This window comes from Cupriavidus sp. YR651, from assembly GCF_900101625.1.
In the GTDB taxonomy this organism is placed as follows: Bacteria; Pseudomonadota; Gammaproteobacteria; order Burkholderiales; family Burkholderiaceae; genus Cupriavidus.
On record NZ_FMYZ01000011.1, the window covers coordinates 71668 to 87392 of the forward strand.

Annotated in this window: 12 protein-coding genes; 4 read left to right on the forward strand and 8 right to left on the reverse strand. The window is 57.4% G+C overall.

All coding sequences use genetic code 11. The features are described from left to right. Positions 1–285: 285 nt before the first annotated feature. The 4 genes from BLR29_RS24565 (at position 286) to BLR29_RS24580 (ending at position 7215) form a co-directional block, all read left to right on the forward strand. Entirely contained in the window at positions 286–1548 is a 1263-nt protein-coding gene (locus BLR29_RS24565) for a phage integrase family protein (protein WP_255371435.1), read from the forward strand. Positions 1549–3115: 1567 nt separating this feature from the next. Further along, positions 3116–3826 carry a ParA family protein gene (locus BLR29_RS24570; RefSeq protein WP_092140509.1) on the forward strand — a complete coding sequence of 237 codons (711 nt, stop codon included), beginning with the start codon at positions 3116–3118 and terminating at the stop codon, positions 3824–3826. Further along, positions 3826–4863: a ParB/RepB/Spo0J family partition protein gene (locus tag BLR29_RS24575; protein WP_092140511.1), complete on the forward strand. Its 1038-nt coding sequence runs from the start codon at positions 3826–3828 to the stop codon at positions 4861–4863. Before BLR29_RS24570 ends, BLR29_RS24575 begins: the two co-directional genes overlap by 1 nt. A 1044-nt stretch (positions 4864–5907) precedes the next feature. Continuing rightward, complete coding sequence (locus BLR29_RS24580; RefSeq protein WP_092140513.1) at positions 5908–7215, forward strand: replication initiation protein; 1308 nt, start codon at positions 5908–5910, stop codon at positions 7213–7215. Positions 7216–7281: 66 nt separating this feature from the next. Here the strand turns inward: BLR29_RS24580 and BLR29_RS24585 are convergent, their stop codons facing one another. The 8 genes from BLR29_RS24585 to BLR29_RS24620 form a co-directional block, all read right to left on the reverse strand. Next, entirely contained in the window at positions 7282–9009 is a 1728-nt protein-coding gene (locus BLR29_RS24585) for an ATP-dependent helicase (RefSeq protein WP_092140515.1), read from the reverse strand. A 200-nt stretch (positions 9010–9209) separates the two neighbouring features. Continuing rightward, positions 9210–10073 (reverse strand): ATPase, encoded by an 864-nt coding sequence (locus BLR29_RS24590; RefSeq protein WP_092140517.1) that lies wholly within the window; start codon positions 10071–10073, stop codon positions 9210–9212. A 69-nt stretch (positions 10074–10142) separates the two neighbouring features. Beyond that, positions 10143–10760, reverse strand: a complete 618-nt coding sequence (locus BLR29_RS24595; RefSeq protein WP_092140519.1) for an IncC plasmid conjugative DNA transfer DtrJ family protein — start codon at positions 10758–10760, stop codon at positions 10143–10145. After that, positions 10761–11060, reverse strand: coding sequence for a hypothetical protein (locus tag BLR29_RS24600; RefSeq protein WP_092140521.1), 300 nt, complete (start codon positions 11058–11060; stop codon positions 10761–10763). Beyond that, positions 11035–11544: a hypothetical protein gene (locus BLR29_RS24605; RefSeq protein WP_092140523.1), complete on the reverse strand. Its 510-nt coding sequence runs from the start codon at positions 11542–11544 to the stop codon at positions 11035–11037. Before BLR29_RS24605 ends, BLR29_RS24600 begins: the two co-directional genes overlap by 26 nt. 6 nt (positions 11545–11550) lie before the next feature. Then, positions 11551–13407, reverse strand: a complete 1857-nt coding sequence (gene traD / locus BLR29_RS24610) for a conjugative transfer system coupling protein TraD (protein ID WP_092140525.1) — start codon at positions 13405–13407, stop codon at positions 11551–11553. Further along, positions 13407–14648: a TraI domain-containing protein gene (locus tag BLR29_RS24615; RefSeq protein ID WP_092140527.1), complete on the reverse strand. Its 1242-nt coding sequence runs from the start codon at positions 14646–14648 to the stop codon at positions 13407–13409. The genes traD and BLR29_RS24615 overlap by 1 nt, the downstream gene beginning before the upstream one ends. After that, a complete protein-coding gene (locus BLR29_RS24620; RefSeq protein WP_176861055.1) occupies positions 14648–15721 on the reverse strand; it encodes a type IV secretion system protein in 1074 nt (357 codons plus the stop codon). Before BLR29_RS24620 ends, BLR29_RS24615 begins: the two co-directional genes overlap by 1 nt. Positions 15722–15725: the final 4 nt, after the last annotated feature.

A 15725-nucleotide genomic window follows, 5' to 3' on the forward strand; every position in this document is an offset into this window, starting at 1 on the left:
CACTTAGGAAAAATGGGAACGAGTGAGGATCGCGACGCTCTTGCGGCCACAAAGTTGACTCGAACCGAGTTCGCCGTCGTGCGTGCCTATGCCCAAGGGATGCGTCCCCAGGACATCGCAACTCGTTATCTGCTCGATCCTGACGAGGACGAGGCATTGACCGAGCACCAGGCTATCGCTCGTATCCTGGTCCTGCGGGACAGGTTGGTCCAGTTTGCTTTACAGCACAATCGGCCAGACATCGCAGAGATGTTTGAGGCACTTCGCGGTCGGTCTGACGTCGGGATGTCGCGCCGCGTCGATGCCCTATCCTCCCTCGAAACTCTGGGCCAGAGCAGGCCTATGCTCGGCCATGAAGTTCACCTCTGGTTTAGCGCTAGCTTGGCGCGACGTCTCACCGCGGCAGGCGTCCGGCACCTGGCCGACCTAGCACGTCTTGCGAATAAGCGAGGGACCAGCTGGTGGCGAAGTGTGCCGCGAATTGGGCCGAAGTCGGCAGAAATTATCACGCGGTGGCTGTTGCAGGCTTGGCCGGCCGGCGAGGTCCGTCTTCTCGAACCCTATGTCGTCGCCCCTTCGGATCTCACTCGACGAGAGGCGATTCGACCGATCATGCTTGGGCCAGAAATGGCCTATCCAGTGCCACTTGAACACATGCGGTCCATTTCCGCGGACGTTGAGCAGTCGGACCTCGTGCTGGTAAGAGAATGGTTGTCAGGCAAGTCTCCTACCGGTCACACATTCAAGAGCTACCGGCGGGAAGCAGAGCGCGTATTGCTCTGGGCCGCTCGCCAGAGACTTCGCTTAGCGGACCTTGATGAACAGGCACTGAAGGGGTATGAGACATTTCTCGCTGATCCTGCCCCGGCCTCGTTCTGGTGCGGCCCCGCAAGCTCGCGCAATCTCGCGCACTGGCGCCCGTTCGAAGGACCACTTTCCTCAAGCTCATCTGCAGCGGCGTTGCGGGTCGTTCTTGTCTTGCTGAGGTCGTTGCATAAGAGCGGGCATCTGAAACGCGCGCCGAAGGCAATAACACGAAAGGCAGTTCCAGAACGCCCCCAAACTTCGGAAGTCCAGAAGGAGCACATCGATAACTTCTTGGCTTGGCTCGGGAGCGCTGGATCTTTCCAAACGGATGCGGCGCGGGCAACGGCTCTGCTCATTCGGGACGGATTCAAGCTCAGTGGACTACCTCGACTGACTTGCGGAGACTTGCTGACGGAGCCCGCGGAAGTAGCGGCCGTTGGCCGATCGAACGACGCAGGTGTGCCGAATCAAAAGGCCTCATTCGAAGCCCTTTCGGCGCTTAGGCAACACTGGGCAACACGACAAATCGATCCGGCGTTCTCGGCGACACTACCCGCGCTCGCGCCCGGGATCTTCCCCCCCACGCGCCGTGGACGATCAAAGCAACAATCAGAAACACCCCAAGGCTACAGTGCAAGCGGCCTTGATCAGCTTCTTCGGACGACTTGGAAGGCGTACTGCCGCTCCGAAGGGTGCGAACTTCCGCCATTCACACCCAAGTCAATTCGTACCGCAACGTAGCCTTCGAAGCCTATCGGCGCTCGTTCCCTTAGCGCCAGATTGCCATCCATATCAAGCCCCCCGCGATCCCCGGTTGCAGGCCTCAGCCCCAAGTAGCGGTCGACGCTCTCCCGACGCCGTCGTAGCTTAGAGGACGAATTTCCTCGTCGAAGTCCTTTTTTGGCGTGGTGCCACATCAAAGACTCCCATCAAGGTCGACCGCAAATGACACTGTGGTGAGCATTCCCCCGTACAAAAGAGATACTTTCTTTGTCGTACATTTGTTAAGAAACCGCCCGCTGGCGCAGAACCGCCTGGAACGGATTGATCGGCGATTCAGCGGCAAGGGCATGGAAGTGTTGGGTGTTGCGTAACCAGTGCGTACGAATTGATTCAGTAAAGCGCTGCGCATTCGTCTCCCGATGCACGACCCGCTATGCCACTACCGATTAGGTCCCGCGCATGTTCGCAATGCAAACCGTGCGGAAAGTGGACGTAGGGGGGGGGGAATTGAGCTAGCCCCTCCCCGTTTGTAAAGTTTGAGCTGCAACGCAGCTATGCGATAGCGGCAGGTTAGTGGAATGAATTTTATAGAAAATTGCGATATTTTTTAATCGAATTACATCATGCTAACGGATGCGTGGAGAGAGCGCAGTTTTGCAGAAACCTGTCGCGCACTGTCTATGCACGGCAAAGCAACGACCACAAACCTGTAGCCCTTCTCGCCAGCGCTACACCTCGCGAACGCTTTCAAGCATGAAAGTACTCACGAACGGCGCTTTTTCGTTACCACGTGCGACCGGAATTCGCTGCTGGTATTGCTGGTGTGCCGCGACTCACACGCGCAAAAAATCTCGTGGCACGTCAACGAAAACTCTCATTATTACTCTCCGTACGCGGAGCGTTGTGGGATACAAATCTGGGAAGCCAGGAAGGCTGGATTGAGCTGACCACATTGACTTTCAAGCTTGAAAGTCCCACGACATGTTCGCGCGTTCACCTGGACGGGCCAACACAAGTTCTCCGCTCGGGGGATCTTCTCGGGCGTGTTAGCGGACTTTCAAGCTTGAAAACGAGCCATCCCAAGAGGTGCCGCCTGAATGGTCACACAAACACTTCGACCTCGCTTAGTTTCGGGGAAAGGACAGTGCAGCCGTCGTAACGCCATTCGCGCAGGGAACTTACCCGGCAAAAAATTTCGCCACCCTGGCCGGCGTACGTTTCTTGTTTTGCAAATCACCTCGACGCACGCGAACCAACTTTCAAGCATGAAAGTGGCCGCTCCATAGAACTGGCAGATAACAGCCGCCCTACGGAAGCCTCGCGCGGTGGATACCCACTTTCATGCTTGAAAGTCAGACCCAGGGCAAGCACGTCCACGCGGCGAAGCGACGACTACTTTCACGCGTGAAAGCGGCCTGCGAACCGAGAGATCACATATCGAGGGGCAAGTGTGGGCGTGGCGCATCAGCAACAGTTCGAGCGATACCACTGGTATTTGAACAAAAATGCGTCTATCACAGTACGACTGTTGAGTCTTTACTTTAAAAGTGTGATATTTTTCTTAAATATATTTTAAGGAAACAAAATGCCAGCTCATATCGTTACGGTGTTTAACCAGAAGGGAGGATGCGGAAAGACCATGGTCTCGATGCAACTTTCTGCCAGCCTTGCACTTCGTGGACTTAGAACGCTGTTAGTCGATATGGATAAGCAAGGTACCAGCACCATATGGGCAGGACAGGGAGGAATAGACAATCCCTATCCCGCAAGTGTGATGAGCCTGGCGCCACTTCGGGAAAAGATGATTAGCGAAGTCGCGAAGCACGCCGAAAATCACGACTTCATCGTCATCGATTGCCCGCCGGCTATTGAGTCGTCGATCCCATGGGCGGCACTGAATATTTCTGATATCGCACTGATACCGGTGATCCCGCTAATGGACAACGTGTGGGCTAGCAGGGAAGCCAAGGAACTGGCCAGGCGGGCCCTCGATGAGAACCCGACATTGCAAACATACTGCGTTCCGTCGATGTCACGAAGAGGCAATGTGTTCAAAGCTTGCACAGAAATACTGCAGGACGACACGCAGATTCCCCTGTTGGACACTGGGTTGCAGCAACGAAACGCCTATGGTGAGTCTCAAATGTTCGGCCTCAGCGTCCACGGCGTATCGGGCGCATCTGCAGCGGTCAAGGAGGTAGAGGCGCTGACGGACGTAGTCCTTACGAAACTCGGCGTGGCCATCAGCAAGAAGCCAGCCAAATCAAAGATTGCTAAGCAGAAGGAGGCAGCCTAATGGCAAACAAGCTCGAAATGATGCGTCAGCAAGCGACCAAGGCACTATCAGCCGCACCTCCAGCCGATCGCTTCGCGCGTGCTCAGGCGCTCGTTGAAAGGCAGCCGAATGGGTTCGCTGAGAAGCAACCCGACGTGCCGAGAGAACCCTCAAGTGGGCAAGCCTCGCAGGAAATCCTGGCAGAGCCTGCACAAATTCACCTCGTGACCTCCGCCCCTACGACTCGTGAAAGCGACGAGCCGTACTATGAGGAAACGGATATCAGTCTCATCGACGAGAATCCGTTTAATGCACGGCGCCTCTATCGGCCTGAGCGCGTGCACGAGTTAGCTGAGAGTATCCGTGCCGACGGCCAACTTGTCCCTGGGATTGCAACCGTCCGCGATGGGCGCAGGGTCCTTGCAGGGGGCCATTATCGGTATCGTGCTTTGAAGGTGGCGGGGAAAACCCGGATGAAGCTTCTGGTACATCCGGATCTCAGCGACCAGCAACTCTATCAACTGTCATACAAGGAAAACGCTGAACGTGAACAGCAATCGCCATTGGACAACGCGTTAGCCTGGCGATCCCTTATAGACCAGGGCACCTACTCGAGCGAGTCAGCTATTGCAGAAGTCACCGGCATGTCGTTGCCTAACGTCAACAAGACTTTGGCGATTCTCAAACTGACGGAAGGCGTGCTTGATATCGTGAAAGAGCGACCCGAACCGTTTGCTCTCTCGACTCTCTACCAACTCACACTGCTTGAGCGAGCGGCGGGGTTCCAAGTCGCGACTGCAATGGCGGTAAAGATAAGGGACGAAGTAGCGGTCTGCCGAGACGTGGAAGAGGCTAGGGCGCGCTATGAGAACAAGCCGGCTCGAAAACAGAAGGAAACATCCCGCCAGCACCGCTTGCTTGGCGCAGACGGTCAGCCTCTCGGAGTTCTGAAAGACTGGGACTCAGGGAAAGTGACTTTCGAAGTCACGCTTCTGGATCCGGTGCGGCGACAGGCACTGGTCGACGAACTGAAAGCTAGGTTCGCGTCGGGTCAATGACCCATTTGCTCGGGGCCACTCGGCCCCGACGCTATTACCCTGATCGCCGTGGGCAGTGAAATTGCCCATGTTCCCCAAAGTCGTTTCTTCAAGCGCAGGTCAGAGGCTCCAGACCCCCGCCAACCTCCGTCAATCTCTGCTCCCATTTCTATTCACCTTGGTTTGCGAAGGTGTCGTCATAGTGCCGAACGTGTTTAAGTGCTTTAGTAAACACTGTAAACCCTTTAGTAAACCTTTAGGGCAACCTAACCTCATGATCTGAAAGGGGTTTCCGGTCTCCAGGTGAAGCCTGTTGGGGCATAGGTGAAGACCGTTAGGGGATAAGGGTTGTGGATTTGGGGATGAGGTGAACTCGTCTGAGGCGAAAGGGCTGTGGATTTGGGGCCGAGGTGAACGTATTTGAGGTAAGTGCGGTGCAATGCCTAAGGTGAACGTTATTGAGGCGCCTGAAGGTGAATAGTTTTGGGGCTTAGGTGCCTATGGTTCCACAAAGGGCTAGTAAGGTGAACACCGTTGGGGAAATCCGTAGGTGAAAGTTTTTGGGGCCCCTATCGACCAGATTGCCCTGCAAGGCAAGCCGGACGGCTAAGGTGAACTGTTTTGAGGGCTGCGAAGGTGAACGAATTTGGGGTGTTTTTGGTTTGCGAGCACTCACTTATCTCTCCTTTTCCTCTTCAGGTGAAAGCATTTGGGGAGTGAAGGGTGAATGCCGTTGGGGACCAGACACGTGCGGAAGCTCATGCGATTGATGATTGAGCGAAACCTACCCAATAACATTCACCTTTCGACGCCGACGCTCCCCAAAAGACATACCCTTGCACCCTCCTTTTCACCCGTTACCTCGAAAGGTGAAGGAATTTAGGTAGCTTTCAAAGGTCCTGGGTGAACGTTTTTGGGGAGCATCCTCTTTCAGGACACGTTGTAGCCGCCTGATTCAGAAGAACTTTCGCCTCCCCGCAACTCCGTTGGAAAACTGCACTTCATCTTGATAGGTGAACAATACACGTCTAAGATTTCACCCATCCAAGTAACGGAAAAGTAGAGATGGCACGAGCTAAGGCGGCGCCCAGGGGCTCCCAGATTGCACTGTTTCAACAGCCTGAGGTGCCGGAGCCGTTTAAGAAGGCCGTACAAGCCATTCACGTGTCGCCCGTTGGTGGAGCCCTGACACTGCAGCAACGACGGCTGTTTAACGCCCTCATCAAGAACGCGATTGAGCACCGGCTCGGCCAGGCGGGGTCAGCGGACACGTTTCAGATCTCGATTCCTGAGATGATGTCGAACCTCGCGCTGACCACTAAAGACACCGGCTACATCAAGGAGACTGCGAAGTCTTTGATGCGCACAGTTGTCGATTGGGATCAGCTAAACAGCGATGGGACGGCAACATGGACTGGTTCTACGCTGCTGGCTGGGGCGAAGATTACGGGTTCCCTGCTTTCTTACTCGTTTGCTCCGCAGATTAGGGAGGAGCTGCTGAATCCAGAGCGGTACGCAATGATTGATATGCGCATCGCAAAGCTTTTTCGCCGGGCGCATTCATTGGCTCTTTGGGAGAACACAGTTCGGTACGAGCGCGTGGGACTTACCGCGCGGATTCCGCTCGGGGTATTTCGGAACCTAATCCTGGGCCGGGAAGAGAGCGAGACGAAGTACAAGGAATACAAGATCTTTAAGCGCGCAGTACTCAATCCTTGTATCGCGGAGATCTGCGAAGTCTCTGATCATAACCTTGAGCTCATCGAGCACAAGATCGGGCGATCCGTTGCCGACCTGCAATTCAAGATCACGCGGAAGGAACAAGCAGTACAAGACGATGCTGGGAGCAGTGAACTTACGCAGGCGATGGTGAAGCTTGGTTTGCCATTGAGCGAGGCTCGTAAGCTCGCTAAGACGCATAGTTCTGAATCCCTGCGTGAGGCATTGGCATATGTTCGCGCAAGGCTCGCGAAGAAGAACTCGCCGGCCGTCGATAATATCCCAGCCTACTTCCGCAAGACGCTTGCAGAAGCTTGGGGCCGCGGAATGACGACAGAAGAAGCTCCTGAGACCAATGAAAGAACTGCGGAGCCGAAAGCGAAGTCGGCCGCGGAAGCGATAGAGCGCTATATAGCCGCTCGTCTGCCAGTGGCGCAGGAGTACTTCGGTGAGCTCTCGGCGGAAGAGCAGTCGCCCTTGATAGATAGGTACAACGACCAGTGTGCCGCCGTAGACCTTCGGCTTGTTGCGAACAAGCGCCCGTCGAAATTGGCACAGACGAGCTTTTACAAATGGCTTGCGGATGAGACTTGGGGCGCGCCCACTTCTGAGGACATCTTGTCCTATGTACTTACGGGCAAGGTCGCAGTCTAGTTCAGAAGGCCCCCAGGAGCGGCGTCGGCAGCCAGTCCTTGGCGCAAGTTAGGGCGAACTCATGCGTCACGCGAGACCGGCCTCGACGACAAATCGCGACGTGGGATTCTTCTTTGCTGTTGAGACCTGTAGCCAATCGCGTGCCCTGGTGAGGGCCACGTAGAAGAGACGGCGCTCTTCACTTTCCGGGCTGGCCTCGTCAGGAACGATGGTTTCCTCGGCGCGGATGACGGCAACAGCAGACCATTCGCGACCCTTGGAGGCGTGCATCGTTGTGAGCACAAGCGCGTCATCGGCAGGCTCATTATTCTTCTGGCGCAAAAACGCCAACCTATCTAAGAAGGGACCGTTCAAGCGACTAAGGACGTCATAAGCCGTATTCACCGCGCGCTTTCCAGCATCCTCCGCTACGAACTTGAGCATCCATTCGCGTACGCCATCGAGGATGAGCGAGAACAGCTGACGCTCGCAGAGCGCTCGCCATTCCGCCAGCTTCTTCAGGAAGTCCCGATACTTGTCGACGGTAGACTCGGCGATCCCGGCCTCCACCAAATCCTTCTTGCGCGGCAAAGCGCCGCCAGGCTTCTGGTCGGCTTTCGCATGCAGCAGTTGAAGCTCATGCGAGCCGATGCCCGCGAAGCCCAGTAGCGCGTCGATGCCAGACGACTTAGATACCTGGATCAACTCCAACAGGTCGCCCACCAACGCGGCTTCCGGACGGTCGAGGATTGAGCGTCCGGCCGCGCGGTAGTACTTCACGCCGTGAGAGCGGCAAACGGCTTCCAGCGGGTCAAGAATGCGGTTGGTCCGCGCCAGCACGGCAGCGGTCTTCCCGGCGCGGAGCACCGGAGCGAGAGCCTCCACGGCAGCAACCGCTTCCGCGTACTCATCGTCCATGCGCTTGAAATCCACCGCGCCTCCTGGCCCGCGATGCGCAACCAGATCCTTCTGGATGCGGTCCTTGTTGTTCCGGATGACCCGGTCCGCGGTAGCAAGGATTTCGGAGTGCGACCGGTAGTTCTTGCCGAGAATGACAGGTCGCGCTTCAAATTCACTGATGAAGGCTTCCATGCCCTTGTAGCCCAACGCGCTGCGGAAGCCATAGATGGACTGGTCGTCATCGCCCACAACCGTAACGATTGAGCCGGCGGCCGCATGAAGTGCCGTCCAGCGGGACTGAAGGCTGTCGCAATCCTGATACTCATCGACGAGCAGGTACGCCACCCGATATGGCGTGATGGTGCCTTGCTGCATCCCGGACACGGCAAGTCTGAGCATGTCCTGGAAATCGATCTTGCCATTGCGGGCCAGCGCGCTTTGGTAGGCCTCGTATAGCTGCGATTCAATAGTGCCGCCCGGCGGTCCGCCTAAGTCCATCTTGGCACGTTCGATCGCAGCAATGGCGTCTTCCACCTTCCAATCGATACCGCTCTCTTCTAGGATGCGGCCGACGATGGCAAACCGGATGCCGTCGTTGACGATGTCCGTCAATTTGCCGGTACCCTTGCCAAGCTGCTTATATGCGAGGGAGTGAAACGTGCCGGCGAGCAAGCGTTTCTTCGCACTAGCGCCCGCCAGCGCCACAATCCGCTCCCGCAATTCGACGGCGGCGTCCTTGCTGAACGTCACTGCGCCGACCGTCACATTGGGGTCGGCGAGCAGCACCGCGGCCTTCGCAGCGATCGTCGCCGTTTTGCCAGCGCCAGGGACAGCAATGGCAGCGCAGTTCGTGCGGCAGTCCACGACCTCCCGTTGCGAGGGGTTCAGTCCTTCCAGTACCTTTTCGAGCGACATGGCTAAGGGATGTGGCGCGGGGGATATCCCCAAGTGCCACCTGGTGGCACTTGGGGACAGTTGCTGTCGGCAAGTGGCATGTTGTGTCTCGATCCGCTAGCACGTGCCATCGAGTGATCCGGCAGAAAGTGTCACTTGCTGTGACATAGGCGGATCAAATGCCACCAAATGCCATTGAATAGCCCGAAGTGGGAGCGCGTTCAAATGCCCCGAACGGTGGTCATCAGCTTCAGGTGGGTCATGTAGCTACGCAGGCCGAGCGGTTGGAACTTGCGCAGGAAACGCGTGACTTCTTCGTTGACATCAGTCATATCGCGGATGCCATTCCAGACCATGAAGTCAAACTGGTCCATGGCCTTATCAAACTTGATCAGCACCTGCAGCGCGCGAACGGCGAAACGGGAAAATGCTTGTACTTCGATGTCGATGGATGGACGGCGAACGGTGGGTTCAAATACGAAGTCACCTTTCTCACGCATTTCCGATTCGCGCTGTGCACGATAGGCCTCCGCGACGCGGACCTGCTCGTCAACGTAGTCTTCGAGCTTCGTCAGTTCGGCTTCAAGGTACTTCTCCACGGTGGCCAGTTCGGAGCGCGAGAACGTGGATTGGCCAAACCGTTGCAAGTTGAGGGACATGCGGTTCATGTACGGCCACCATTGCTCGAAGAGAGGCCGCAGGCGCGTGTGATTGACCTTGAGCCCGACAACGACCACAGCGGCGCCGGCCAGCTCACGATCCAGGATCTGCAGACCCAGTTCGCGCCGGCGGCGCACGATGGCTTGGCGATCGTCGGGCGAGAGTTCGCGGAAGCGCTTGCGCGTGCGCTCGACCTCCGCCTTCTTCGTCGCAGCATCAGCCGATGTGATGAGGCCCTCCTTGTGCAATGCGTCGGCCGACTCTTCCATTTCGCGCAGCTCTGCCTCGACATCTTCCGGACTCGCAGATACGCCGGCAAGAGCCGGGGTGTCCGTGTCAGATGCGATAGGGGCACCGGTTCCTACCAGCGGCAGGGTGTTGTCCAGTACTTGGTCGGTGGTGGTCAATTCAGCGGTCGTGGTCATGCAAATCTCCCTTGTGTGGCCAGAGACTGGCCGAAGTGAAATGGGTGAAAAGTAAAGGATGCTTCGAAACTAGCGGCCAACGTGGAAGGCCGACGCCAATCGCCAACTCAGGAGCCCAACGATGCCGACACCGGCGGTCCACCAATACGCGAGCAGTGGAAGCGGTAAGAGCAGGGCGGAAGCACCAAAGCCAAAGCAGACGAGCAGGCCGTGCGCTGCAACGTGAAACGTTACTGGGTTGGCGAAACCCGCCGCGGATGCACGAATCTTGCGCGACACCGCGCCATCGTTAAGCAAAGCAATGAGGAGAACGGCACCGCCAAAGGCCCAGTGGAGTCCAACGGAGGCACGGTAAATGCCGCGGTAGATGGTCAACCAGAAGTTGCGCATCCAGTGGCGACCAAACGTCGCCGCCCCGCCGTCAGATAAAGTCGTATCGGCGTCAGAGCCCGAGAACGAAGCCTTGAGGGCGCCAGATTGGACGAACCAGCGAGTGAAGCGCTCGTTGGCGGCGGCGGTAGCCTGGTCGGCACGCACGAATCCCAACACCTTCGCGACGGACGCCTGCTCCGCGTCGCTGATTTCGAACGCAGCATCGTCGGGAATGAATGGCGCTGTCGCGCAGATCAGTAGCGGCGCCACCAACAGCCACAAACGAACGTGAGATACAAATCGGCTTGCCATGATTCAAAGACACTTGAGGAGAATCAGAACTGGTAGCGACGGAATTGCTGCCAGAGCGCCCCAGAACAGTGCTGGCTTGCGCATTGCGATGCTGACGAGAGCAAAGCAGGCTGCATTGCCGCCTTGAACAAACACTGGGGGAACATCGGCGTTCTCGAAACGCACGTTTGCTTCAAGCCAGACGCGCATGTTGCCGGCAACCAAAGGGTCCACACGAAATAGTGCGGCTGCGAACCGAGACGGAAAGCGGATGATCGCGTCGGCGAGCCGGCGAGCGTCAGTGTGCAAAGTTGCCAGCGACATCGTAGCTCTCGAAGTAGCGGGTGAAACCGTAGCCGGTCAGAACGCGTGCAGCCAGCTGGAATGCGGCGCACCGTTGCGTGATCGTGCCAGGCGCGGCCTCGTCGACCATCTGGCAGACATAGCCGGTTGGCTGGCGCTGCTCGAACGCCGGGATGGACTCGTGGAACGGATACCAGACGTTGTACTTCTCACCTTTGAACGCCACGTAACGCCTCATGTACAGATCATGGGCGCGGCTGAACAATCCCTTCATGAAGGCGACATTGGCATCACCGTGCTTCCGCGCAGCCCGCCATGCGTCTATGGCATCGGTAAGCATCTCCTTGACCAGCGGTTCGTCACGAACTTGGAAGTTCACGCCGATGTAGTCGACTACGCGCGTACAAATGTCATCCAGATCCGGCGAAAGAATAAAGATGGGCGACAGTTTCGCGTTCAGCTTGTACTGCTTCACGATTTGTCGGAACAGACTGGGGGTGCGCATTGACGATTAACCTTGAATAATGGGGATTCGACCCTGGTACACAGATCCACCCGAGATGCGCAGGAAGTACTGCAGGTTCGGAAGTTGCACGATCAGTTCGGGCGGAATCAACGGAGCTTTCTCCAGTTGAGTCGAGCGCGATACGGAGCCGCTGAACTCGCCGACGTGCGCCTCCGTACCGGTGCTCGTGCTGCTTGAAACGACGATGTTCTGGATTGCAGTCGTCCCTGCCTTTTCGGAGAACCAATTAGCGGTGTCGATGTCTTCCAATCGTAAGACGATCTGGTTGTTGAGATTCCCCAAAACCTGCTGCATTTTGGCGATGTTTCCGAGTTTCGCGGTCAGGTCGGAGCGCGTCTGGTAGGCGACGAATGCTTTGAAGCCCGCGCCGCGCCCTTTGTTGAGCACCTGGATCACTTGCTCATTGATGGCCTCGGCCACCTCGTCGATGATGAGGACGACTTCAGGCGGCTTTTCGTAGAAGTTGTAGATCGCGCCAGCCACGGAGGCGATGTCAGCCAACAGCATCGACGTGATCGCCTGGGCTACTAGTGCGTTCGACAGCGAATCCGCACCGACGTACAACACGGCCTTTTGCTTGATGACCTTGTCGATATCCCAAATCTCACGGTCGTCGTCAAAGTCATCGGCCTTTGGCGCAAGCATCAGACCGGTCTCGCCCGTCGCCAGCATTTGCAGTAGCGGCAGGGCGGAAGCGATGATCCGGCCGTAGTGGTCGCGGTCGTGGTGGAACGTGGCAACGAGACCGTCAATCGCTTCGTGCCCGCGGTCTTGATTGGCAAAACGCTCGATATACAACCGGACCATTGCGTCCAGCAAAGTGCCGCCCTGGCGCTGCCCGGCCTGCTGCATGTAGCTGTTCGCTTCATCCTCCCAATCCGCCATGCCGGATTCGGGGAAATAGCGCCTTAGCGCACGGTCCAGCAACTTGTTGATGCCGTTCTGAGCGTATTGGAGGATCGAGCGCAGATTCGGCTTATCGCCCACATACAACTCGCCCTTCACGGCACGATCGATGAACAGGAACGCGAACTGGCGGAACGGGCCTTCCTCCATGAGCTGCGCAATGCGGCTCGGAATTTCGGATGGCTGGGACCAGTTTTCGATGGGGTTCAGGCGAATGGACTGAGACGGTGCGGCCTGCTTCCAATACAAAAACTTGCGGCCGGCCCGCTCACATTCTCGTTTGACGCGTTTGACCCAGTCGGCATCATTCTTGGGGTCGATGATGATCAAGACATCGTTTGGATTGTGGATGACCTGGGTCGAGATGACCTCATAGGTTCGGGTCTTACCGGAGCCTGTCGTACCACTTACCGATGTATGACCGGGGAGTGCCTTGTAATGGAAGGGCACCCAACTCTTCTTTGGCTCCATGCCGTGGATCCACGAGCGGCCTTGAGGCGTGTGGTCCGGAATACTGTCCGCCGGCGCGAATAGCTTCTCTACCCGATCCACCATACGCTTGGGCATCCAGTCCGGCAACCCGGGAATCTCGTTTGACGGCATGCGCAGGATGTCATGAGCGATCTGGCAGTGCCTTTGCGTCCATTCGAAACCGGTGCCCAGAAACATGGCGTCCTGCTTCTTGCGCATGATGACGCTGGTTGCAAGCAACGCGTCGATCTGGATGACCGTGAGCCATTTTGTGGATATGGCCATACGAAATTGCAGCGCTCGCCAGACCTGTGAAGTCCGGAAGACCAGCATGGCGGTGCAGAACAGCGCAAAGTAGCTGGCACTCGGCATGCCGCTTACGAGAAGCAGCATTGCAGCCATCAGCCAGCCGGCTACGGCCCGGAATTCGTAAATGGGACGGAAGTGGTTGACGTAGTGACGCATTACGCTCCCTCCGAACCCGCAGGCCGTTCGGCAACCAGCACCGATACCTTTTCCACTAGCAGGATGTCCTGGCCCACGACCTTATAGAGGAGGTTGAACTTGCGCAAATTCTCGATGAGCGTTTCAGAGGCGATGCCATAGTTGCCGATCATTCGCTTGCCGATCGCCAGCTTGCCGTCGACCCACGACACCTTTGCCTTGCCCGCAGCGACGTCCTGGGCCAGTGCGCGGAAGAAGTCGCGCATCAGGTTGGAAGTTCCCGCAAGAGCTTCTGCGAATGGATCCTTCGGGGGCTCCTGGCGCACGGGTCGATTGGGGTCGAGCTGAACTACGGCAGGTCTGGCAATTTCCGATTCGACCCCTGTCGACGCCGAAGTCGGCGGGGCAGCGGGACTCGAAGCCGACGCCGCGGCCGGAGCGGCCTCCGAAGCGCCGACTGCCTGCTGCGAAACCGTTGATGCTGGCGCGGGCACTGCAGAGCCCGACGCGCCGGAGGAGGGCGCCATGGAGTCCGACAGCGCCGTCGCCGAGGGTGGCGCGGTGCTATCCGGTGCAAACGCAGCGCGACGCGCCTTTACCTCGAACTGCGTCACAGTGTCGATCGCCTGGCGCGCGACCTTGTGCAGCAACGTTTCGAGGCCACTCGGGCGGGGATCCGGGTTGATCGCGCCAAACAGATCGGTCAGCACAACGGAATCGAATTGCGCCAAACGCTCTGCGCCGAGAATCTCTCGTGCCAGCAGGGCAGTGCGCATTCGTTCGACCGGTGCCGCTTCCTCGCGCCGCGTCACGGTGTAAGTAGCGTTGCCCAGCCAAGCTCCAAAAGCGCCGTGAGCAGCGGGAATCCACTCGTTGCCGTCGCTATCGCGATGGAAGCGGAAGTGCCTGCAGGGCTCGTCGAGTCGCGAACAGCAAGCGGCAAGAAACAGGGCATAGAGATACTGTGGCTCCAGCAGGCGCCGGCGCTCCGACGGCTGGTCTGCCGCGAACTTTTGGGCGCCAGACAATCGCATGGCAAAGTATGCGGCTTCAACGGTCGCGCGAAACGCTCCGCCTGGCTCGGCGTGCTCAAGGGGACGCAGCGGCATCGAGGAGAACCACGATGCGCAGGATTCCACTACACCCAGCCACTTCGCATCAAAGATCGATCGATCCGATTCGTTGGCATACTGGCGGATCAGGTCCACGCGCGAGGAATGGGCTCGCATCGACTCCGCAACATTGAGCGGCTGATGCTTCATTATTTTTTCCCCGCAAGCTTGGAGCCAAGATTCCACGCACCGCGGCCAAGCATCTTCATGCCGCCGGTTCCGCTAATGCCCCCTCCTGTGCCGAACAGCGAGCCCGCGATTTTCGGAATCTCCATGGCAATGAAGACCAGGACGATCGCGATGGAAAGCGCATAACTTGCGGCGAGCGTTGTGTCTGTACCGATATTGCCAACATCAGTCACGATGCTCAGTAGTGAAGCCGTAACCAGTTGCGTGATGATCGCAGCGACAACCATGTACATGGAGCCTGTCACCATGTAGTCGAGCCATGCAGTGAAGTACTTCCGAGTGATGTCCAGCATGCCAAAAGCAACTGCCAGAGGCCCCACTACGATTCCCACCGCTACCATCAGATTACCGACCAGGATGTACCAGGAATAGATGAGGGCAGCGATCAGAACGGCAATGCAGGCGAAGCCGAAGGCGACAGCGGCTAACACTGCGTCGACAAACCTGAGTGGATTGGACAACCCTGCTATCAGTATCCGCACGATTGAGTCGTAGAAGTTGCCGGCGGTGTTAGCCAGCGTTATCGGTAGATCGTAGACATTCACCCCACCATTGATTGATGTTGCGATCGCGTCGAACCAGACGTAGATCGCTGGCCCGAAGCTCGTGTAGCTTGTGTATAGCGCCGCAAAGATTCCGACGAAGAAGATGGATTCGAGGAAATCAGTCCATGCTGTGACAGCGTCACTAGTGCTTGCCCAGCGCAACCCTGCGAGGACAAGCGCGATCACGCCTAGGCCGAAGGCGACTTTGTCCGACTCGCTTCGGACGCGATCACTTAGCGACGTAGCGCCCTGAATCAGGCCGCTACGCAACCCATTCATCTTGTTAAGCGCCTTCTTGATACCTTCGCCAATGTCGCCTGGGTGTCCAGCAGATACAGTCGTCTGTGAGCCTGGGGTATTCCCCCCGCTAGGATTGCCGGGCGAACCAGCCTCACCGGACACAGACTCCTGAGCGAAAGACGGGGAACCAAGCATCGTCAGCAGAATGACTGCCGTCGCAACGACCATACGCATGGCATGGCGCATCATCACG

What these genes read in the sequence shown, in the direction of transcription:
- BLR29_RS24565 (WP_255371435.1), top strand. Translation starts at nt 286, where the DNA reads ATGTCGCGCCGCGTCGATGCCCTATCCTCCCTCGAAACTCTGGGCCAG.
- BLR29_RS24570 (WP_092140509.1), top strand. Translation starts at nt 3,116, where the DNA reads ATGCCAGCTCATATCGTTACGGTGTTTAACCAGAAGGGAGGATGCGGA.
- BLR29_RS24575 (WP_092140511.1), top strand. Translation starts at nt 3,826, where the DNA reads ATGGCAAACAAGCTCGAAATGATGCGTCAGCAAGCGACCAAGGCACTA.
- BLR29_RS24580 (WP_092140513.1), top strand. Translation starts at nt 5,908, where the DNA reads ATGGCACGAGCTAAGGCGGCGCCCAGGGGCTCCCAGATTGCACTGTTT.
- BLR29_RS24585 (WP_092140515.1), bottom strand. Translation starts at nt 9,009, where the DNA reads ATGTCGCTCGAAAAGGTACTGGAAGGACTGAACCCCTCGCAACGGGAG.
- BLR29_RS24590 (WP_092140517.1), bottom strand. Translation starts at nt 10,073, where the DNA reads ATGACCACGACCGCTGAATTGACCACCACCGACCAAGTACTGGACAAC.
- BLR29_RS24600 (WP_092140521.1), bottom strand. Translation starts at nt 11,060, where the DNA reads ATGTCGCTGGCAACTTTGCACACTGACGCTCGCCGGCTCGCCGACGCG.
- BLR29_RS24605 (WP_092140523.1), bottom strand. Translation starts at nt 11,544, where the DNA reads ATGCGCACCCCCAGTCTGTTCCGACAAATCGTGAAGCAGTACAAGCTG.
- traD (WP_092140525.1), bottom strand. Translation starts at nt 13,407, where the DNA reads ATGCGTCACTACGTCAACCACTTCCGTCCCATTTACGAATTCCGGGCC.
- BLR29_RS24615 (WP_092140527.1), bottom strand. Translation starts at nt 14,648, where the DNA reads ATGAAGCATCAGCCGCTCAATGTTGCGGAGTCGATGCGAGCCCATTCC.
- BLR29_RS24620 (WP_176861055.1), bottom strand. Translation starts at nt 15,721, where the DNA reads ATGATGCGCCATGCCATGCGTATGGTCGTTGCGACGGCAGTCATTCTG.